This window comes from Aedoeadaptatus urinae (genome assembly GCF_900155585.1).
GTDB lineage: Bacteria > Bacillota > Clostridia > Tissierellales > Peptoniphilaceae > Aedoeadaptatus > Aedoeadaptatus urinae.
This window is the reverse complement of record NZ_LT707417.1, coordinates 199,891-218,804: the sequence shown is the minus strand read 5'-3', so window position 1 is coordinate 218,804 and position 18,914 is coordinate 199,891. Positions and strand designations below refer to the sequence as shown.

Here is an 18,914-nt window from a genome sequence, read left to right as displayed (position 1 = left end):
TCCCACGGTTTAGCTTTCATAATGACGCATAAACAAATCTTCAAGTGTTGGCGGTATAGATTCAAACCTTGTGACACCTAATTTGCTAGCTTCAATTAAAATACTATTGAGATATTGATTATCGACAGAGAATGTTGCTTGGCTATCATTTTGAACAAAATCATGTACTCCATCTACAAAAGCCATTTTTGATACGTCTCCACTTGTCACTAAAGTGACAGTAGACCTAGTTAAATGTCGTAATTCATCAAGGGTTCCAGTTTCAACAATTTCACCTTGGCGTATAATTACAACCTTATCTGTTAATCGTTCTACCTCACTTAAAATATGGGAGGACAATAAAATAGCTTTACCAGATGCTTTAATTTTTTTAACTTCTTCTTGGAAAACTTGTTCCATTAGAGGATCAAGGCCAGATGTTGGTTCATCAAAAATATATAAATCAGAATCAACAGATAATGCTGCAATCAATCCAACTTTTTGACGATTTCCTTTTGAATATCCTTTGGCTTTTTTCTTAGGGTCTAATTCAAAACGTTTAATTAAATAATCGCGCTTTTCTTTATCTCCACTACCATGTAATTTAATGAAGAGATCGATAATTTCTCCTCCCGTTAAAGATTCCCAAAGGGCAACATCTCCAGGGACATAAGAAATTCGCTTATGAATTTCAAGGCTATCCTTCCAAACATCCTTACCGAATATCTCGGCAATACCAGCATCACGTTTTATAATTCCTAATAGGGCACGAATAGTTGTAGATTTCCCAGCACCATTAGGACCAATAAACCCAACCACTTCCCCCGATTTTATCGTGAACGAAACGTCACGCAATGCTTGAAATTTACCAAACTTTTTTTGTAATCCTTGTACTTTTACTATATCGGTCATAATATAGACACACTCCTTTAAAATTTTTTAGATAAAAATCTAAAGCTATTATATTTTCATTTCAATACACCTTTAATTTAGTTTTATTTATAAAAGCTGTATTTCAGTAATTCGGCATAAACGTTCCACTCTTCTAGATATTTCTCTCCAAATCTACCAATATCATCAAAGGTAAACAATTCCTTTAGTCCTTTCTCTCCTACACCAAACATCGTCCAATTCAAAATCTCAATTGCTTTTTCAATATCAACTCCTTCCCTGAATTTAGAGTAATCAATGTCTTTATATAATTTATTTATGGCTTGATTATAGATTGGATTGAGCCTTTGTTTAATGATATCCTTTACTTCTACAGACTCCTCTTGTTTAGTTGATGCCAAGAATTCAAATGCCTGTGGGTACTTTTGTTGAACATAGAACTTTTGTAAAGCAACTCTTTCGATTCTTTTAAATAAATCAGTTTCAGACAAATCAATTTCTTCATTTAGATTCACGATTGCTTTACTACTATACTCAATCAAGTACAAGTAAAGATCCTTTTTACTGTTAAAATAGTTAAACAGCGAGCCTTTTTGCACTGACCCCCAAAAGTTGGACCAAGAAATCCAACCTTTGGGGGTCTTTTAATGGCAAAATACAGTTATGAATTGAAGAGGAAAATCGTCGAAGAATACTTGTCAGGGAAGACAAGCTATCTCGTCTTAGAAGATAAATATCAGATTGGCGAATCGCAGATCAGACGCTGGGTCAACAATTACAAACATTTTGGCGATGAAGGCTTAATACGCTCTAGAAATAAACGCTCGTACAGTGTAGAGTTTAAGTTAGAAGCCATTACACGTTACGAAACGAGCGAATGTAGTTACCAACAATTGGCCCTTGAACTCGGTTTGACGAATCCGTCCATGATCGCCAAATGGCACAGTCAGTATCGAAAGGAGGGCATTGAGGGGCTGCAATCACATAAGCGAGGGAGACCTGTGACGAAGAAAGACGCCTGCAATCAACCACCGAAGTCTGCAACTAAGAAGGAGCCTCTTGATGCAAGCTCACGTGAGGCATTGGAAAACCGCATCAAAGAATTAGAAGCGGAGAATCGGAGGCTCACCATTCAAAAGATATATCTGGAGGAGCTAAGGAGTTTGGTGAGGGAAGAAAAAATGAGAAAAAGGCGAGGATCGTCGCCAAACTCCGAGAACAATTCCAACTAACAGAGATACTCGCTGCCATCAACTTTCCCAAATCCACCTTTATGTATTGGCAGAAAAAGTGGAGCGAAGAAGACAAAGACCAAGCGTTAAAAGACGAGATCCTCGCCATTCGGCGCGAACACAAAGACTACGGCTACCGCCGGATCCATCTGGAGCTGAAGAACCGGGGCCAAGTGGTAAACAAAAAGAAAGTTCAACGACTGGTTCAAGACATGGGCCTTCAAGTCCACGCCTACGGTAGGAAATACAAGAAGTACAACTCCTACAAAGGCGTCGTCGGCAAAATTAAGAAGAATCGAATCAATCGACGCTTCAACACCTGTATCCCCTACCAAAAAATTACCACCGACACCACAGAATTCAAATACTACATCGAAGATCAAACCGGGAAACTTCAAACAAAGAAACTCTATCTCGATCCATATATGGACATGTACAATCTGGAAATCATCAGCTACGTCCTCTCCGACCAACCCAACGGCGTCACCATGCTACGAGGCTTAGAAGAAGCCATCGAACGAACCAACGGTTGCCCCTACCGGCGCACCTTCCACTCCGATCGTGGTTGGGGCTACCAAATGACCGCCTATCAAGCCATGCTGAAAAAGCATCACATCTTCCAGAGCATGTCGAGAAAAGGCAACTGCTACGACAACGCACCCATGGAAAACTTCTTTAGTGTGCTGAAAAGAGAAATCTACGACGGTTACGTCTACCGAAGCCGGCAAGAACTCGTGCGGGCGATCGAACGTTTTATCCGCTACTACAACAACGATCGAATCAAAGAAAAGTTGGGTGGCTTGAGTCCGAAGCAATACCGTGAACGAATGAAATCCGCATAGAACGAATGTTATGTAAAACAAAATCGAGCAAGCGAAATGCTTACTCGATTAAGTCCAACTTTATGGGGTCACTCTATTTGAAATATTAGCTCTTTTTACAATTTCGTTAGTAGATGCTTTTTCAAAACCATTTCGAACAAATTCTTTTATAGCTGCGTTAATAATTTGCTTTTGTTTTTCTGGTTTTAAGTTATTAAATTTTGAATAAATGATCAAAACCACCTTTCTTTATAAACCGATGACCTAACTGGTCATTTCCTCTTCACTAAAATTGTCTTCAAAACTAATAATATCATTAGGGGTGCAAGATAGAGCCTTACATATTCTTTCTAAATTTTTAAATGTAATTGGTTTATCCTTGCCCATTTGTGCCATAACATTTGTTGTAAGTCCTGCCATAGCTATTACATCTGTTTTCTTTAGTCCTTTTTTTGCTAACTGTATCCATAATGGTTTATAGTTAAGTGCCATAATATCCCTCTTTTTCTGTTCATTAGATTTATTTAATTATAGCATAAATATTGATTTCATTCAATCTTACATTGGTTTAGTGTTTTGTTTTAGAGAATTTGTTGTGTTATCCCGTCCTTATTTTGCCATAAATTGCTTAATACCTTGAGATTTTGCACCCGGATTGTCATTCCCATAACCTTCCATCAGGTTGATAACACCCCATGCTCCAAGTCCTGCACCTACTGCCATTACCAAAATCTTTAATACATTAACTGCCTGTGTAAAAAATTCCATAATTTATTCCTCCTCGCTTTCTTCTTTCTTTTCAATCTTGTTATATGACTTCACTACAAAGTTTTTGTAAGTCTTTCCCTCTTTTTCACGCTTCTTAAAGTAACCAAAGATATGAATCAAATCGCCTTTTTCAAAGTCCTTTGCTTTCTCCGATTTTTCTCCATAGGCGGCACAGTTGATATACTCCTTGCCTTTCCCGTACTTTTTTACAAGCGTGAAGTTTGCAACCTCAACAGTTTCTCCCTCTTTGTCAAAATTTGAGAAAGTGGGCTCTGCCAATAAATTGGCATTGATGTTAATCATTTCTTGCTTCATTAAAAATTTCTCCTTTTCTTTCAATAAAAAAGCGATTGGAGTTTTTTCTTTTCCAATCGCTAATGCTCATCCTATTTACTTTTTTCTTAGTGGGACTTCGTATTCTTATCATCTTACCTCCTGGCTTTGAGTAATAAAAAAGCAGCAAATCTATGTTCTTTAGACTTACTGCACTCTTGTAATAACTGTTTCCCTATTCAGCTTTGCTTTTCCTTTTCGCTTCATATAGCTTTCTATGTCAAACAAATTTTTCTTGTCATAGTCCTCAAGCAGCTTATAGTTCTTGTGTTTTGTAATATCGAATTTATCTGATAGAAAAGGTCTGACACCACGAAGCTGAAAAATACATTTACCGCCGTCCATGACCGTAATTTCATCTTGGCTCATAAGCTCCTTACCTGTCTTTTGATAATTAAGTCCAAAACTCTTTTGATTACTCCTTGTTTCCGATGTGTTGTAAAGGTCAATGGTTTCTTTACCAAGCGTTTCAGAAAGCTCTTTAAGTGTTGTTTTCTCCTTTCCACCAAGAAATAAAGTGCTATCACAGTTGCCCACGATTGTGTCAGCATTATCTTTATAGATTGCCTTTAGCTGAGATTGTGCTTGAAGAATTATACTCGCTGATATTTCTCTGGAACGGATTGTCGCTATCAGTTTTTCAAACTTTGGAATTAAGCCGATGTTTGCAAACTCGTCAAGTAGGCATCTTACATGAACAGGTAATCTTCCTCCATACACATCATCTGCCTTATCACATAACAAGTTAAATAGCTGAGAATACATAATAGATACCACAAAGTTAAAAGTATCATCTGTATCGGAGATGATAACAAAGAGTGCTGTCTTTCTATCTCCCAGTGTATCAAGCTCAAGTTCATCTTCACTCATTAGTTCTCTTAGCTCTCTTATGTCAAAAGGTGCAAGTCTTGCTCCACAAGATATTAGAATTGACTTGGCAGTTTTTCCTGTAACAACTTGTCAATGACTTTCTAATCATTTTTATGGGTTTTTTTGTCTTTTTTTTGCTCCATTTCCCTAAGCATTATCCTTTTCAATTTATCTTGCATGGTTTCCGTTGCATTTTCATTAAAATGGACAACAACCTCATAAGTTGCCTTTCCAATCTTCTTTATGGTCTTTGTTCCAATATTTTGTTCATTTCTGTTTTCGTGCATATTATTTTCCTCCTATTAGTTGCAATTAAAAAAGACGATAGAGTTTTATTTCTACCGCCTTTTGCAAGTCTTATACATTGAATAACGCTTGAGCATTTACATATTAAATTTTCAAATCCTTATTGCTCAGCATTCCGCCAAACATTGTATGATACATATCCTTAGAGGATTCCTCTATCTTTGAAATCGTTGATATTTTATTTCCTGCGTCCTTTGATGACGCTCCGCAAAGATAAAAGGCTTCACTGTCTGCTCCATAGTCGATGGCAATATATCTATCGTGATACTTTTTCCCTGCAATTTTCATCTTAAGATTGATATTAGGGTAATCTTTTCTAAAATCGTTTAGGATATTTTTTGTCAGCATATCCTTGTTTTTCATATTGTCGCTAAAGACTATAATTTCAACATTGTCTTTTGCAGCTCTTAATAATTCTAAGGTTTTCAAGCCTATATAGTTGTCTATCACATAAATACTTTTCTTTGCAGACTTATATATTTTGGTATAGGCAACATCTGCTTCAATCTTATCTCCGTTCATTAAAAGGAAATGCTTGTATGTGTCCGGATCTATAAAATTATCCATAACCTTTTTCAAATCTTCTTTTGTAGCCATTTGCGACTTTATTTCAGCTATATCCTTTGTATTTTGATTTGTCTGTACTGCTATTTGAACTAATTCTTTTGAACCGATAAAATCTTGGTTTTCTATGATAAAATCTTTCATTTGCTTAAATGTTCTAACTAAAGCTCTACTTTGCCTAACAGCAAGTTCACCTCTTAGTACAGTCATGAGCATATAGATTCCTTGTTCTGTAAATGCATAAGGATTGTATTTAATATTACTTCCTCTACCAGTCCCTCTGTTCAAGGTGAAATTTTTGCACCTTGAAAGTTCTACCATTTCTTCGTCCGTTAATTGGAACATGAAGTCTTCACCTTCAAATTTTTCTGCGTTGTTTTTCACCTGTCTATTAAAGTTTTTTGTTTCATAACCATATATTTCAGCTAAATCTGCATCAAGCATTACTTTTTGCCCACGAATAAGATATATTTTTTCTTGTATAGTTTTATCATCTACAATAACTATCTCTTTATTTTCTTCTGCCATGAAATGCACCTCCAACATTATCTAAATTCTTTTATATTTTTCTACTCCGCCTTCAGCTTTTCCGATGTGTTCTACATTTTTTACAAGTCCCTTATTTACATTTTCATAAAACCATCTGCCAATCAATGCCGGCGGTGTTGCGATTAACTCTCTCAAAACAAATTCTTTGCCTTTCGGTAAAGAGCTAATTTTGTTTAATAAGGTAGTATATAGGTCAACATAGCTTGTATTTTCTTGTAAACTGCTACACTTACAATATTCAGTAACGCTTGGGAAACCTCCCTCTATTGCTTTTTTAGTTAAAATTTCAAGTTCTTCATCGGTTACAGTAAATTGAATTCGCATTTATATATCCTCTCCTTATAACTGAGTTTATTACCATATCATTATCATTTTATCATAAATACGATATTTTTTCCATACTGCAATTTTAAGCTCCATTTTACACTTAGCAATAGTCTGATACCTGTTTTATCATTAACGCTCTAAAAACACCTTTCCACCGTCTTATACGAGGTCTACAAGTGTTCCCCCTTGTCATAATCTTCAAAGGTATATACTTTTGATTTACTGCTCTCCTTTAATTTCCCTTTGTCTTGTTCGTACCAATGAACTAAGGTCGCATAATGATCTTTATAGTTTCTTCCTGTGCTTTGCATATAGGTTGACAGCTTCTCTATCATTTTATCCCTATGACCTTGCATTTTATCCTTTAATTTTCCATATTCTTCATCAGTTAAGGAAACATTTTTATATTCTCCTTAAAGGGAGGGGGATATTTTTTCTATCTCCCCCTCTTTCTCTAACTCTATATCTATCTCTTTATCTATCTCTATATCTCCGTTGCAGTTTTGTTGCAAAAGGTTGCAAGGTGTTGCACTGGTGTTGCATTGCAACGCTTTTTGTCCTCTCGATTTTCTTGAACGCCTTGTAGAAGCTGTTTCTGAACCTATAAGACTTGGGATTTCTGTTAAAAAATACTCGTCATTTTCTGTGATTATCTCCATCAATCCTTGTGCTACAAGATAATTTACTGTAACCATTACATCATCTTCCGTTTCATCAATCGTTAATGCAAGCTCCTTGATAAAGTCTGTTTCTACTCCGTCATAATACAGCTTCCCACTATCTTTTAAGCTAAGTAAAAGCAATTTGAGGTAAATGATTGTATAGGTATCTCCTCCTGATATTTTTCTTAGCCTTTTGATTCTCTTATCTGTAAAAAAATCTTCTTTCAATTTTAACCAATAGTATCTTCTGTTGTCTGCCATTTTTATCTTTCCTCCCCTTTATTTTTATAATTTTCTTTAGCCTTTTCTTTTGCTTTTTGTTTGTACTGCTCCTTTCTTTCCTCTTGCTCTTGGAATTTTTTCAGTTGTGCAATTACACTTGGTTTATCTCCTCTCTTAATTGCCTTATCTATTTCTATGGATAGGTCTATTCCATACTCGTCATTAACAATCTTTACTGCATATTTGATGTGGTCTATCTGCTTAAATTCATCTTGTACTTTAGCTTTATCTTTGGTTAAGTCTTGTATCTCTTTTTCAAGGCTTGATATTTCTTTTTGCCAATCATTTAATTTTATAGCTGATGTCCCGGTAAACTTTTCTATAATCTTTCTTGCTCTTTGGTACTTATCTATTTCCTTTTTATGAGAATTGTAAAAGCTGTCTTTGAATATGGTTTTGCTTTTGTATTCCTGATAGACTTCTTTATTTTCTTTGATAGAGTCTATGCAACTTACACATTGATTTAGGTCTTTTATTCTTTGTGTTTTATCTTGAATATCACCACTTATTTTTTTACTTTGCTTTGCCAGTTCAAAGACTTTTTCTTGTAGGTCTGCTATGGTTTGAAGATGATTATCTTTCAAATAGTAGATTGCTTTTACAAATCTCTTTAGGTCTGCATTTCCCTTTTTTATCTGTCCATAGTAGGATAGATTTTTTGTTTTTTCTCCCTGTATTTCGTTGTAGATAGAAATATATTCATAGAGGTTAAAGAGTTCTGCTTTGTTCTCCAGTTCATCTTTCTTGGTCTGTTTATACTCATCGTATTTTGCTTGCAGATTTCCAAGTAAAGAGTCTATCCAAGAAGTGATTTCTTTTATCTTGTTCTTGATAGCTTTTACTAAAGAGTTATGTTTTTTTATTTCTCTGTTGATGTTTCCTTTGTCGGTTTCGATTCCTTTTTTCTCTAAGGCACTGGCACTTGCTCCCATGTGAATGGTTGGGATTTCTTCTATTCCTTGTCTTTTGTAGGAACGATGATCCACTCTCTTTTCTTGATGATTTTCTTCTAAATACTGATTACAAAGTCTTGCAAAATTCTTTCTCCATTTCTCTGCGTTGCCTTTATCGTTCCAGTCTGTCAGCTCTACTTTTCTTGTTTTGTAGTTTCCGCTTTTTAGTTTTATCTTTTCTCCGTTTTCATCAAGAACATATTCTTTTTTGCTTTTTGCCTGCCACTCTCCTTTTTCATTGATTGGTCTAAGGGTAGTCATAATATGAGCATGGATATTGTTATTTTCTTCATCACTTTCATCATGGATTGCAAGGTCTGCTATCATTCCTTTTGATACAAAATTTTCTTGTATGAAGTCGATAATGAGTTTCTTGTTTTCTTCAAAAGATAATTCTTTCGGTAAGGCGATAATGAAGTTTCTTGCAAGCTGTGCATTGCTTGCTTTCTCATTTAGTTCAACGCTATTCCATAAAGTAGTTCTATCTTTTAATGCTATGGGGACATTCTCTGGCAAGAAGATTTCTGAATGTAAAAGTCCTTTTTTATTATGATAGTCATGAACTTCTCCATCCCATTCATTTTTGATTTTCTCGCAAGAGATATATGCTGCACTTGCAACTGCCGATTTACTTTTTCCTCTGCTTATCATGGAAATATTAAAGTGAAATGTTTCTGCCATCGGTATAAGCTCCTTTCATTTTTTGTTTATTTTTCATATAAAGAAAAAAGCAGACAGGTTATTTTTTCTATCTTTTCCTATCTGCTTTATCCGTATATTTTTATTAAGTTTTGTGTGTTTAAAGACTTGCTAAAATCCCTTAGTTTACTAAGGGCGCAATTATACACCCTAAAGGGTGCTTTGCGTCCTGCGGAGCTTTTTGCCCTTGCAGGGAGCTTCTGAAAAAACTAAGGTCTTTTATTCTGTCTACTCGATGTCTGTTTCATCTTCCATATCTTTCCCATTTATCATTTCTTCATAGGCTTGTCTGTATTCTTCTGTGTGAGTAGAAATATTTAACAGCTTTTCTATATCCTCATTGGTAAACATAAGAGGATTTTTAATTACCTTTTCTACTATCAAGCCTCTTTGAATAAGCCTATGATTTCTTCTTGTTCTCTCTTTTTGATTTGCTAACTTGACTAACATTTTTTCTCTATTCTTTAGTTGTCGTAACTGAATTTCATAGCTTTCTTTTTCTTCCTCAAGCTCTGCAATTTCTATTTGTACTTCTTGTAATGTTTTTTCTTTTTTCATTTTCTATTTTCCTCTCTTTCTAATTTTGAGCAAAGAAAAAACAGTAAACCTTTTTGATCTACTGCTTTTCTCGTTAGCCATTATTTAATTATTAGTTAAACAAACTGATAGTTAACTACCAATTAAAATGAGTAATAGCACCTAACACCATTATTAATATCCCGGTCATTCTAATCCAAATTTTTAAATTAGAATATCCTTTATAGTTTTCAGGTTCTACTGGATTTAAAACAAAAAACAATCCAAAAAGACATGCTCCAATATTAGAAAACCATTTAACATCTGTAACACTGCTTATAATAAACCCTAAAAACATACAAATAATTCCAATTGTTATTTGCCTATTAAAAGTTAAATTTTTCAAAAATCTCATCCTCTCATAAATTTTCATTCATTTATCTCTATATTTAATTTTATTATTAGTTCATTAGTATTTTCTTCACATTACTTGCAAAAATTTATAGATAGACTAACTCTATATAATTTTTGACAAACAATAAGCATTAAGGTGCATATTATAAGCATTGTTACTTGATATGACAAATGCAAGAAAATCATCATTATAACAGGAACTGCAATCATCAAGATTGCAATAAGATTGGTTAGTATGGCTGCTGTACTATGCTTAACTACACTTATCTCATCATTCCATTTAAGTTTCATGTATCGCATGTTTAGATAAAGACCTACAACAGAAATAAATAATGAATAACATATCGGAACAATCAATACAAAACTCATTTGAAGCAAATTCAATTTAGTTTTCAAAAGAATCATCATTACTGCAAGTACATATCCAACAAAGTGTATTAAAACATTAACCGCTATTTTACTATTTATGATTTTCCTTGTAGACACTGGTGATGATTGTAATATCCATAGATTATTGCCTTCCAATGATATGGACGATGATGTAGTGCAGGACATTATTAAAAATGAAGCAATAAACAATGAACCATATTGAGTAAGTATTGGTTCCAATGAGCTTATTCCTAACAGATTTTCTATATTAGAGATTCCAAATATAATACATCCACATGATACAAAACACAAAATCATAATGCCCAAAGAAGTATTTATTACATAACTGCTTGAGCCTAAATATCGTCTCAATTCTTTCTCAAACAATGCTCTAAATGGTGTCTTTATCTTAATAGTTAAGTTAGCATCTCTTTTCCCTTGAAAACTTCTATTTAGAAATAGATGTATTTTATCGTAATTTTTCATTGAGAAAGTGAAATACAAGCTAAATATCGCAACTGAAATAAACAAGAAAATAACAAGTCTAATTTGTAAACTTTCTCCGATATAAAATAGCTTTGCAAAAGGAAATATTTTTATAAGTTTATTCTCAATAATTTTTTCTAACGCTGAATATTTCGCCTCACGATTTATTAATATAACTATAAAATATCCCATGAAAAGCAAAAATGATAATGTGATGTTCACAATATTTTTTCTTTTACATAAACTACCTAACATCTCAATTAAAATCGCCAAGCCGGAAGCCACACACATAGGAATAATAGGGATAATTATGCTTGCTACTAAAAAAATCAAAAATAGTTCAATTGAAATGTATTGTTTTAATAATAATAAAATTACATCTGGCAGCAGTACGCTTTCACATATAATTAAGTCTATTAAATATAATAGAAAAAACTTACTTGCAATGATTTCAGATTTTTTTACCGGAAAAGAACTAAGCATTTCAAAATCTTTGTTATAAAAGAAAATAGAATTACTTCTAAAAATCGTTGCTAAAACCACAAAGAAAAACGATATGGAAACTCCATACGATACAGCATACTTATATAACCCAATTTCTATAATTGATTTTATTGAAAAGAAATTGTACAAGCAAACCAACATAAATACAGAAAATAGACTCAATGAAGTATATATCAATGTTTCTTTTTTGTTTTTCTCTCCATTACCGATATTAAGGAGATTGATCACTTGATTTTTTACAAGTATGACAGTATTCTTCATTTTTTAATCATCTCCATAAAATATTGCTCTAATCCATCAGAGGTTTTTAATATTTCTGTTGTTTTACCCTCAAAAATCAAATGTCCATTATCTATCATGGCAATTTTATTACAAAGCTTTTCTGCAACTTCTAAAACATGTGTTGAAAAGAAAATTGCTCCACCATTTCTCGCTAACTTTCTCATTTCTTCTTTTAGCAAATATGATGATTTGGGATCTAATCCCACGAAAGGCTCATCCATTACTAATAACTTAGGGGAATGAATCAATGCTGAGATAATCACAATTTTTTGTTTCATACCATGTGAATAGGATGAAATTGTATTGTTTAGAAAGGATTTCATTTCAAACAAGTTTGAGAAATAATCTAACTTTTCCTCTCTTACATTTTTTGCGACTTCGTATAAATCAGATACAAAATTGACATATTGAAAGCCTGTCAAATTTTCATATACATCAGGATTATCCGGTATATAAGCAATATCTTTTTTATAAGTTTCATTTTTTCTGCTTACTTTTTTACCATTAACAATGATTTCACCATCAAAATCATGTATTCCCACGATAGCCTTTATAGTTGATGTCTTACCTGAACCATTAGAACCAATAAACGCATATATATCACCTGCTTCTACCGTTAAATTTAAGTTAGCAATTGCAACATGACCATTACTATAGGTTTTCGAAAAATTATTTATTTTCAGCATAATTCCTCCTAAAAATAGCCCCAGCAGAATAATCTGTCTGGAGCTATTTTACTCTGCACTATGTTCTTATCTCAAAGCTAAAAATATTACCAAGAAACTAATTGCTATTACACTTAATGGTACAAGATAGTATTTCCATGTTGCTTTTTCACTTCCTTGAAACTTTGCAAATGCAATAAAGTTAATAAGCAAATATGCAAATGGTGCTCCGTAAGTTAAGTAGGTTTTGGCGATAGTACCATTAACATTTCCAGATGAATCCCAATGTACTGGTACTATATCTGGTAAATTCTTACCAAATACCAAGAAAATGCCAACTGTAGCTAAGCATAAAATACTACTAATAATTAGGTGCTTAATCTTTGATGATTTCATTTTTCTCCTCCTTTTCTTTTTTTAATAACACAATGGAATATATCAATGGAATGACATATAGCAGCATTGCATAACTAATCATCCAAAACCATTTATTTGAAAGACCAACGGATAGTATCAAAATGCCAGATATAATCCATAAATATCCCGCCAACCTATGCACTTTAAACCATAGTACCGGTCTATCTAATAACCAGAAAAATTTCAGTCCTACAAATCTACTTGGTTTTGTTTTTGGCAAATAATTCCCAACTGCAATAATGGTTAAAGCTACTAAAACATGTATTATTTTCTGAGTATAGTTTTCATTCGCTTGATTAAAAACATACTTTCCATATTGTGATATAGAAAATAACACAGGAACACTCATTGCAATAGGCAATACTAATTTATGTGGCAATCTATCTCTTTTCGCCAGCATCCCACCAATTATATCTAAGCCTATGCTAAATACCGAAATTATCATTGGTAGTATATACAACTTATAGAAACTAATTTCTCCATTTCCGTTAGTTAATAGGTATATACTTGCTGAAAAACTAAGTAGTATTATTACCACATACCATTTTTTATTCTTCATTTTCCACTCCTTGAAACTGTGATAACCAAATTATCATTTCCTCAAATACGGATATATTTATGTCATAGTATATAAAATTCTTATACTTCCTCTCCGTTACTAATTCTGCTTTTTTTAGCAAGGATAAATGATAAGAAATGGTTGAATTAGATAAATCATATTTTTCAGCAATTTCTCCTGCTGTAAGTGATTTTTGCTTCAAGGAAAGTAAAATATCACGCCTTACAGGATCTGCTAATGCTTTAAATGTATTCGGGAATCCCACTAAAATTACCTCGTCTAATCTATTTTAAACTTCAAAATTCTATTTCGATATATTTCTAAATAGATTATACTTTTTTACAGAATGTATGTCAACTCTATTTCGAAAATATTCGAATTATTTTTCAATTAAATTATTTGCAATCTGTTTTATGGGTACACATATATTCAGTAATTGGTATACCCACTCTTTTTAGAATCTTTAATTTCTCCTGTTTCTTCTGCTCTCTTCTTGCCTTATATTTATCTTCATACTCTTTCTGTTTTCCGCTTGCTTTTCTCTTAAGATAATTTTGATGTAACTTGTCCTTTCTTTCCTTGATTTTTCTTTCTTCTTCCTCAAGTTTTTGTTTTTCTTCCTCACTTAACTCCGCCTGTGGCAGTTCATAATTGCCTATGAAATTAAAGTAAATTTCTATCTTTTGCTTTGATGTCTGACTTCCTTTTCTATCTCTTTCATGTACGATAATTTTTTCTACAAACTCATTTATCATTGTAGTTGTAAGTTCATCAAAGTTTTCATAACGACTGATAAGAGATATAAATTTCTTAGCTCTGTCTGTTTCTTTTTCATATCTTGATATTTCAAGCTCTAAAGCTTTAATCTCTTTGCTTAAAGTTATCTGTTCCGTTTCATATTGGTTATTTAGTATTTCATATCTGCTATTTGGTATTTTGTTAAGGATCATATCTTCGTAAATTCTGCACATCAGTCGTTCAAGTTCCTGAAGTCTATTTTGGCTTTCCGTTAATCTTATCTTTTTCTTTTCTATCTCTATTTTTTCTTTTTCTTCCATTTCATTTTGAATAGAACGGATAAAGTCTTCATTATCTTCATCAAGGTTTTTTTTAATGTCTTTCAGTGTTTCCCTAATAAGATTTAAAACTGCTTCTGCTTTTATTCTGTGTGCTGATGGACAAAGTGTGCCGCAAGGTACTTTCTTGTAATTGCTGCAAACATAGTATGGGACATTCTTGTAGTTGCTTGTTCTATGAACATACATCTTGCTCCCACAATCTGCACAATACATCAGTCCTGTGAGTGGGTGATATTCGCCCCAACCGTCAGGATACCTTTTTACATTTCCTCTTATCCTTTGCACATTATCAAAGGTTTCTTGGTCTATGATTGGCTCGTGTGTATTTTCAAAAATAAGCCAGTTATCCTCGGATACATATTTACTTTTCTTATCCTTGAAGTGTTTTCTTGTTTTGAAATTGACTGTATGTCCTAAGTATTCCTGTTTCTTTAGAATACTTGCTATTGTGGAACTACACCAACGATATGGGTGTTCAAAGTTTTTGCTTTGATATAGCCCATAGCCTAATTTTTGTTGATGGTAGGCGGGTATATCTACTTTTTCACTCTCCAATATCTTTGCTATTCGATACGGACCATTGCCTTGCATGGTCATATTGAATATTCGCCTTACTATCTCTGCTGCTTTTTCATCTACTATCCATTTGTTTTTATCTTTTTCATCTTTGATATAGCCATAAGGTGGTGTACTTGCCGTATGTTTTCCACTTTCGCCTTTTGATCTGAAAGTCGATTGGATTTTTCTTGATGTATCTCTTGCATACCATTCGTTCATAATATTTCTAAAAGGGGTAAAATCATCTTCTCTGTAAAAACTATCTACATTGTCATTGATAGCGATTAGTCTTACGCCCTTTTGTCTTAGTATCTCCATACATTGACCGACTTTGAGATAATCTCTGCCAAGTCTGCTCATATCTTTTACGATGATACAACCGATATTTCCTTGATTGACTCCGTTCATCATTGCCATAAATCCCGGTCTGTCAAACTGTGTTCCGCTGATTCCATCATCTGTAAAGTGAATGATGTTTGACAAATTATTTTTGCTTGCGTATTCTTCCAATATTTTTTTCTGATTGATGATAGAGTTACTCTCTCCTTGCAGTTCATCATCACGACTTAATCTTTCATAGAGTGCTGTTATCTTTTCAAAATTCCTCATTTTTACCCCCTTTCTCTTAATTTTTCAATAAAAAAAGAATTAAGAAGTACATATTTCACTAAAATAGTGATTAAGTGTTCTCCTTAATTCTATTACTCCAGCAGCCAATTTGTACTTTTTATATTGCTTCACCGCAAAGTGTGTCGGTTCTTTCTTTTCCAATGCTTCAAAGAGTCTATCAATCGGATTCATGTAGGTTTCATCATCTTCTCTTACCTCTGAAGCGTCTATCATATCAAGTAGTGTTGCAAAGTTCTTTTCTTCTCTTGGAGCTTCATACCAGATATATCCGATAAGTGCTGTATAGTAGAGTTTTTCAGCTTTCACCCAAAAATCCTCACCTGCTTTTTCTCCCTCGCCCTTCGTGTTTGCGATAATTGTCTGAACAAGCTTTAGAATATCTTTTTCAGAACGAATATATGCGAATGGATTGTACTTCATAGACTTTTTGAAGTTTATGGTATTTAGAATTTTAATCTCATAGCCATTATCTTCAAGCATCTTGCCACACTCAAGGACTATTGTTCCTTTAGGATCGGTTACACAATAGCTACTGTGCATTTGCATTAAGTTCGGTTTTACATAAAATCTTGTCTTTCCGGAGCCTGAACCACCTATAACCAAAACATTTTTATTTCTTGCATACTTTGGATTAGCTGGTCTGCCGTTCATAGTTAATCGTTCTGTTTGTGTAAGTAAGATATTGTTCTGGAACTTTTCATCCATATACGGTTCTATATCTTTTCTCGTTCCCCATCTTGCTGAACCATACTCTTTTCCCTGTCTGAACTTTTTTGCATTTTTGCCTTTGCTGTAGACAATGAATTTAATTAAAGCTGCTACTCCTGCACCAATTAAAATATCCGTAGGATGAATACTTGGAAGAAAGCTCATGGTGTTAAGCTCTAATATCCCTTGAAAGATTTTGTCTATTACATCGCCACCAGTATAAGCTCGTACATGGTGAGAGAAGATATTGCCAACATAGAAAAATGCAAGGTAGGGAATGTTCTGCTTTAGAAACTTTGCCTTATCCTGCACCTTAAACAAGCCTTTGATGTCCTTTAGTATTTTCTCTATCATAGGCTCTGCTCCTTTTGCTTGTTCTTGATTTTATCTTTAGAAACAGAATTTTTAGCCATCTCCTTAAACTTCTCAATGTTTTTATGAATAGATTCTTTCCTTTCCGTTTTCTTTTCTGATTCTGAAAGGGCGTGCTTAAATGCTTTGTCCATCACTTTCATATCTTTTGCTTGAAAGAACACTGAGTATTTACCTGATTCTTTATCTTTCATTACCGAAAACTTAACTCCATATCTGTTCAGTTCTTTTTTCAGTTCCTTCAATTCTGTTTCTTCTACTGGTATCTCTTCAAGCTGTCCCTTTTTAACCATATCTTTTAGTTTTACTTCATTCCCTTTACTCCCAACGAGCTTTTCAAGTCCACCGATTTTTTCTGATTCTTTCAGTAACTTCCTTATCAAATCCAAAAGTATCTTGCTTGTTACTTTGCCGGCTCTCACTTCCATGTTGAGCGTTTTTCTTGCAATTTCTTCATTGATCAAGTCCTTTCACCTCCGTTCAGTAATCTATCTTTATTACGAGTTAGCTTATCTCTTTGAATAAACTTTCTGAAATCCTCGCCTACAACCATAACGGGAATACACATTTCAATAATTCTTGAATAGATTCTTTGATATTCAACACTGTCCTTGCAGTTTTGAATTGTGTCGTAGGAAAGATTTGTTGTGAAAATTGTTGGTTTCTGTTTTAAGTACCTGCTATTGACAATGTTATATACCTGCTCTTTAGCATAGCTTGTATCCCTTTCAATTCCCAAGTCATCTAAAATAAGAACGGAAGTATTTACAAGGGATTCAATATATGCGTTTTTATCAAAGTCAAAGCTGCTTTTTTGAAGTTCATTGATAATCTGTGCGAAATTTCTAATCTTAACACTTATTTGATACTGTTCAATAAGGCTATTTGCAATGGAGCAGGCAAGATAGGTCTTTCCGCTTCCTACAGAGCCATAAAAGAGAAGTCCGATATTTTCTTTTTTCATTTTCTCATAATCTTCTACAAAATTCTTTGCAATCATGAGGCTTTGATTTTCTTCTCCCTGATAATTTTCAAAGGTATATGACCACTCCCTCATGGAATTGAAGCAGGTTCTTTTTAACCTTTCAATTTCCATCTGTTTTTCTCTTCGTTTCTTTTGTTGCTCTATTTCTCTATCGCATTTACAAGCTACCCTTAATATCATTTTATTCCCGAAAAATTCCATTACATCACCGTCTTTTCTTTCGTGGCAGACTTTACAATAGGCGTGTCCATCTTTGATATACTCTTTTTCAGAATCATAGGCAAATTCTACATCCTCTATCATTATTTTTCCCAATTCTCTTTTCATAAATGTTCTCCTTTGTTATATTCTTCCCATGTCGGGACATTTGATGTTTTCGGCTGCTTGCTTTTGCCCTGATCTTTATAAAACCAAGAAAGGATCGTCGCTTTATGGTCTTTATAGATCTTTCCGGTACTCTTGATATATGCAGATAAGCGTTCAATGTAATTATCAAGCTGTGCATTTAGTTTGATTTGTAAATCAGAAATATCTTCATCAGTTAAAAATACATTTTGAAATGTTCCAAGTCCGTTTTCGCAAAAACTATATTCTCTCTTACTATACTTACTCTTATTATTCTCTATATAGTTAGAGTTAACATTTTTAACTTCCTGAAGTTCATTTTCTTTACTTCTGAGGTCAACATCTTTTACTTCTGAAGTAAAGTTTTTTGACTTCTGAAAGTCATTTCCTTTTGCTTGAAATACACTCATAAAGTCTTTTACATAAATGATATTAGGTTTTCCAAGTCCAAGCCTTACTCTTTCAATCAGTCCGATTCCTTTTTTACTGTCTAACTCATCCAATGTTTTTATGGCTGTTGGCTTTGAGATATTTCTTCTTCTCATAATTTCTTCGACGGTAAAATAGATAAATACTCTGCCTTCCTTGTCTATCCATTTATTTTTAAAGGACATTCCTGTACGCTTTAGAAGCATAGAGTATAGGATAATTGCTTCTGCCGATAACCCCTTAAATTCTTCTCCATCTACTAATATTTCAGGCACTTTCAAAAAGTTAAATCGCTCTGCTTCTCTGTTATAGAAATAGTCAAAGTCCATCGCTTCACCTCCTCTCTTAAAATTTGCAAAG

At 33.6% G+C, this 18,914-nt stretch carries 25 protein-coding genes and 2 pseudogenes; 2 read left to right on the top strand and 25 right to left on the bottom strand.

Features of this window, described 5'->3' with window-relative positions:
- Window positions 1-9: 9 nt before the first annotated feature.
- Together BQ7397_RS03400 and BQ7397_RS03395 are read right to left on the bottom strand one after the other, a co-directional pair.
- The gene (locus tag BQ7397_RS03400) at window positions 10-891 is read right to left on the bottom strand and encodes an ABC transporter ATP-binding protein (RefSeq protein WP_000129976.1); all 882 of its coding nucleotides are present in this window, start codon (window positions 889-891) and stop codon (window positions 10-12) included.
- An 83-nt stretch (window positions 892-974) separates the two neighbouring features.
- Window positions 975-1,418 carry a TetR/AcrR family transcriptional regulator gene (locus BQ7397_RS03395; RefSeq protein ID WP_234970566.1) on the bottom strand — a complete coding sequence of 148 codons (444 nt, stop codon included), beginning with the start codon at window positions 1,416-1,418 and terminating at the stop codon, window positions 975-977.
- Between the two features lie 99 nt (window positions 1,419-1,517).
- Between BQ7397_RS03395 and BQ7397_RS09300 the strand changes: the two genes are divergently transcribed.
- Both BQ7397_RS09300 and BQ7397_RS08980 read left to right on the top strand, forming a co-directional pair.
- Window positions 1,518-2,102 (top strand): helix-turn-helix domain-containing protein, encoded by a 585-nt coding sequence (locus BQ7397_RS09300; RefSeq protein ID WP_077074540.1) that lies wholly within the window; start codon window positions 1,518-1,520, stop codon window positions 2,100-2,102.
- Complete coding sequence (locus BQ7397_RS08980) at window positions 2,012-2,944, top strand: IS3 family transposase (RefSeq protein ID WP_234970557.1); 933 nt, start codon at window positions 2,012-2,014, stop codon at window positions 2,942-2,944. The genes BQ7397_RS09300 and BQ7397_RS08980 overlap by 91 nt, the downstream gene beginning before the upstream one ends.
- 60 nt (window positions 2,945-3,004) lie before the next feature.
- Here BQ7397_RS08980 and BQ7397_RS03380 read toward each other — a convergent pair whose 3' ends face one another.
- The 23 genes and pseudogenes from BQ7397_RS03380 to BQ7397_RS03275 form a co-directional block, all read right to left on the bottom strand.
- Entirely contained in the window at window positions 3,005-3,160 is a 156-nt protein-coding gene (locus BQ7397_RS03380; protein ID WP_234970565.1) for a TetR/AcrR family transcriptional regulator, read from the bottom strand.
- Between the two features lie 27 nt (window positions 3,161-3,187).
- A complete protein-coding gene (locus BQ7397_RS03375) occupies window positions 3,188-3,415 on the bottom strand; it encodes a helix-turn-helix domain-containing protein (protein WP_072469057.1) in 228 nt (75 codons plus the stop codon).
- 117 nt (window positions 3,416-3,532) lie between these two features.
- Window positions 3,533-3,691: a Maff2 family mobile element protein gene (locus BQ7397_RS03370; protein WP_004830098.1), complete on the bottom strand. Its 159-nt coding sequence runs from the start codon at window positions 3,689-3,691 to the stop codon at window positions 3,533-3,535.
- Window positions 3,692-3,694: 3 nt separating this feature from the next.
- Window positions 3,695-4,006 (bottom strand): hypothetical protein, encoded by a 312-nt coding sequence (locus tag BQ7397_RS03365; protein WP_000807037.1) that lies wholly within the window; start codon window positions 4,004-4,006, stop codon window positions 3,695-3,697.
- The gene (locus BQ7397_RS09435; protein WP_019034762.1) at window positions 3,987-4,118 is read right to left on the bottom strand and encodes a hypothetical protein; all 132 of its coding nucleotides are present in this window, start codon (window positions 4,116-4,118) and stop codon (window positions 3,987-3,989) included. The genes BQ7397_RS03365 and BQ7397_RS09435 overlap by 20 nt, the downstream gene beginning before the upstream one ends.
- Window positions 4,119-4,171: 53 nt before the next feature.
- Window positions 4,172-4,984: pseudogene (locus tag BQ7397_RS03360) on the bottom strand (VirD4-like conjugal transfer protein, CD1115 family); the annotation flags it as partial.
- Window positions 4,985-4,995: 11 nt separating this feature from the next.
- Complete coding sequence (locus BQ7397_RS09295) at window positions 4,996-5,181, bottom strand: transposon-encoded TnpW family protein (RefSeq protein ID WP_000545052.1); 186 nt, start codon at window positions 5,179-5,181, stop codon at window positions 4,996-4,998.
- Between the two features lie 103 nt (window positions 5,182-5,284).
- Window positions 5,285-6,292: an ORF6N domain-containing protein gene (locus BQ7397_RS03350; RefSeq protein ID WP_000797006.1), complete on the bottom strand. Its 1,008-nt coding sequence runs from the start codon at window positions 6,290-6,292 to the stop codon at window positions 5,285-5,287.
- A gap of 21 nt (window positions 6,293-6,313) precedes the next feature.
- Window positions 6,314-6,637 carry a hypothetical protein gene (locus BQ7397_RS03345; RefSeq protein ID WP_001222546.1) on the bottom strand — a complete coding sequence of 108 codons (324 nt, stop codon included), beginning with the start codon at window positions 6,635-6,637 and terminating at the stop codon, window positions 6,314-6,316.
- Window positions 6,638-6,810: 173 nt separating this feature from the next.
- A pseudogene (locus tag BQ7397_RS03340) lies at window positions 6,811-7,563 on the bottom strand (phage replisome organizer N-terminal domain-containing protein).
- 2 nt (window positions 7,564-7,565) lie between these two features.
- On the bottom strand, window positions 7,566-9,218 hold the full coding sequence (gene mobQ / locus BQ7397_RS03335) for a MobQ family relaxase (RefSeq protein ID WP_077074747.1): 1,653 nt from the start codon (window positions 9,216-9,218) through the stop codon (window positions 7,566-7,568).
- A 246-nt stretch (window positions 9,219-9,464) separates the two neighbouring features.
- The gene (locus BQ7397_RS03330) at window positions 9,465-9,794 is read right to left on the bottom strand and encodes a DUF3847 domain-containing protein (RefSeq protein ID WP_004825205.1); all 330 of its coding nucleotides are present in this window, start codon (window positions 9,792-9,794) and stop codon (window positions 9,465-9,467) included.
- 115 nt (window positions 9,795-9,909) lie between these two features.
- Window positions 9,910-10,158: a hypothetical protein gene (locus BQ7397_RS03325; protein ID WP_438873585.1), complete on the bottom strand. Its 249-nt coding sequence runs from the start codon at window positions 10,156-10,158 to the stop codon at window positions 9,910-9,912.
- Between the two features lie 80 nt (window positions 10,159-10,238).
- Window positions 10,239-11,786: a hypothetical protein gene (locus BQ7397_RS03320; protein ID WP_004825254.1), complete on the bottom strand. Its 1,548-nt coding sequence runs from the start codon at window positions 11,784-11,786 to the stop codon at window positions 10,239-10,241.
- Window positions 11,783-12,493 (bottom strand): ABC transporter ATP-binding protein, encoded by a 711-nt coding sequence (locus tag BQ7397_RS03315; protein WP_004825159.1) that lies wholly within the window; start codon window positions 12,491-12,493, stop codon window positions 11,783-11,785. The genes BQ7397_RS03320 and BQ7397_RS03315 overlap by 4 nt, the downstream gene beginning before the upstream one ends.
- Window positions 12,494-12,559: 66 nt before the next feature.
- On the bottom strand, window positions 12,560-12,868 hold the full coding sequence (locus BQ7397_RS03310) for a DUF1648 domain-containing protein (RefSeq protein WP_004825228.1): 309 nt from the start codon (window positions 12,866-12,868) through the stop codon (window positions 12,560-12,562).
- A complete protein-coding gene (locus BQ7397_RS03305) occupies window positions 12,849-13,448 on the bottom strand; it encodes an SdpI family protein (RefSeq protein WP_004825214.1) in 600 nt (199 codons plus the stop codon). The genes BQ7397_RS03310 and BQ7397_RS03305 overlap by 20 nt, the downstream gene beginning before the upstream one ends.
- On the bottom strand, window positions 13,438-13,713 hold the full coding sequence (locus tag BQ7397_RS03300) for an autorepressor SdpR family transcription factor (RefSeq protein WP_004825167.1): 276 nt from the start codon (window positions 13,711-13,713) through the stop codon (window positions 13,438-13,440). Before BQ7397_RS03300 ends, BQ7397_RS03305 begins: the two co-directional genes overlap by 11 nt.
- A gap of 130 nt (window positions 13,714-13,843) precedes the next feature.
- Complete coding sequence (locus tag BQ7397_RS03295; protein ID WP_004825289.1) at window positions 13,844-15,694, bottom strand: recombinase family protein; 1,851 nt, start codon at window positions 15,692-15,694, stop codon at window positions 13,844-13,846.
- Window positions 15,695-15,733: 39 nt separating this feature from the next.
- On the bottom strand, window positions 15,734-16,777 hold the full coding sequence (locus tag BQ7397_RS03290) for a VirD4-like conjugal transfer protein, CD1115 family (protein WP_000570499.1): 1,044 nt from the start codon (window positions 16,775-16,777) through the stop codon (window positions 15,734-15,736).
- Window positions 16,774-17,259 (bottom strand): PcfB family protein, encoded by a 486-nt coding sequence (locus tag BQ7397_RS03285; RefSeq protein ID WP_000606570.1) that lies wholly within the window; start codon window positions 17,257-17,259, stop codon window positions 16,774-16,776. The genes BQ7397_RS03290 and BQ7397_RS03285 overlap by 4 nt, the downstream gene beginning before the upstream one ends.
- Window positions 17,256-18,107 (bottom strand): ATP-binding protein, encoded by an 852-nt coding sequence (locus BQ7397_RS03280; RefSeq protein WP_000817919.1) that lies wholly within the window; start codon window positions 18,105-18,107, stop codon window positions 17,256-17,258. Before BQ7397_RS03280 ends, BQ7397_RS03285 begins: the two co-directional genes overlap by 4 nt.
- Window positions 18,104-18,883: a replication initiator protein A gene (locus BQ7397_RS03275; protein ID WP_010247004.1), complete on the bottom strand. Its 780-nt coding sequence runs from the start codon at window positions 18,881-18,883 to the stop codon at window positions 18,104-18,106. Before BQ7397_RS03275 ends, BQ7397_RS03280 begins: the two co-directional genes overlap by 4 nt.
- Window positions 18,884-18,914: the final 31 nt, after the last annotated feature.

Excerpts from the sequence above, each read along its gene's own strand:
- mobQ (WP_077074747.1), bottom strand. The coding sequence starts at position 9,218 with ATGGCAGAAACATTTCACTTTAATATTTCCATGATAAGCAGAGGAAAA.
- BQ7397_RS03290 (WP_000570499.1), bottom strand. The coding sequence starts at position 16,777 with ATGATAGAGAAAATACTAAAGGACATCAAAGGCTTGTTTAAGGTGCAG.
- BQ7397_RS03345 (WP_001222546.1), bottom strand. The coding sequence starts at position 6,637 with ATGCGAATTCAATTTACTGTAACCGATGAAGAACTTGAAATTTTAACT.
- BQ7397_RS03280 (WP_000817919.1), bottom strand. The coding sequence starts at position 18,107 with ATGAAAAGAGAATTGGGAAAAATAATGATAGAGGATGTAGAATTTGCC.
- BQ7397_RS03400 (WP_000129976.1), bottom strand. The coding sequence starts at position 891 with ATGACCGATATAGTAAAAGTACAAGGATTACAAAAAAAGTTTGGTAAA.
- BQ7397_RS03320 (WP_004825254.1), bottom strand. The coding sequence starts at position 11,786 with ATGAAGAATACTGTCATACTTGTAAAAAATCAAGTGATCAATCTCCTT.
- BQ7397_RS09300 (WP_077074540.1), top strand. The coding sequence starts at position 1,518 with ATGGCAAAATACAGTTATGAATTGAAGAGGAAAATCGTCGAAGAATAC.
- BQ7397_RS03370 (WP_004830098.1), bottom strand. The coding sequence starts at position 3,691 with ATGGAATTTTTTACACAGGCAGTTAATGTATTAAAGATTTTGGTAATG.
- BQ7397_RS09295 (WP_000545052.1), bottom strand. The coding sequence starts at position 5,181 with ATGCACGAAAACAGAAATGAACAAAATATTGGAACAAAGACCATAAAG.
- BQ7397_RS09435 (WP_019034762.1), bottom strand. The coding sequence starts at position 4,118 with ATGATAAGAATACGAAGTCCCACTAAGAAAAAAGTAAATAGGATGAGC.
- BQ7397_RS03305 (WP_004825214.1), bottom strand. The coding sequence starts at position 13,448 with ATGAAGAATAAAAAATGGTATGTGGTAATAATACTACTTAGTTTTTCA.
- BQ7397_RS03350 (WP_000797006.1), bottom strand. The coding sequence starts at position 6,292 with ATGGCAGAAGAAAATAAAGAGATAGTTATTGTAGATGATAAAACTATA.
- BQ7397_RS03295 (WP_004825289.1), bottom strand. The coding sequence starts at position 15,694 with ATGAGGAATTTTGAAAAGATAACAGCACTCTATGAAAGATTAAGTCGT.
- BQ7397_RS03315 (WP_004825159.1), bottom strand. The coding sequence starts at position 12,493 with ATGCTGAAAATAAATAATTTTTCGAAAACCTATAGTAATGGTCATGTT.
- BQ7397_RS03310 (WP_004825228.1), bottom strand. The coding sequence starts at position 12,868 with ATGAAATCATCAAAGATTAAGCACCTAATTATTAGTAGTATTTTATGC.
- BQ7397_RS03275 (WP_010247004.1), bottom strand. The coding sequence starts at position 18,883 with ATGGACTTTGACTATTTCTATAACAGAGAAGCAGAGCGATTTAACTTT.
- BQ7397_RS03375 (WP_072469057.1), bottom strand. The coding sequence starts at position 3,415 with ATGGCACTTAACTATAAACCATTATGGATACAGTTAGCAAAAAAAGGA.
- BQ7397_RS03365 (WP_000807037.1), bottom strand. The coding sequence starts at position 4,006 with ATGAAGCAAGAAATGATTAACATCAATGCCAATTTATTGGCAGAGCCC.
- BQ7397_RS03330 (WP_004825205.1), bottom strand. The coding sequence starts at position 9,794 with ATGAAAAAAGAAAAAACATTACAAGAAGTACAAATAGAAATTGCAGAG.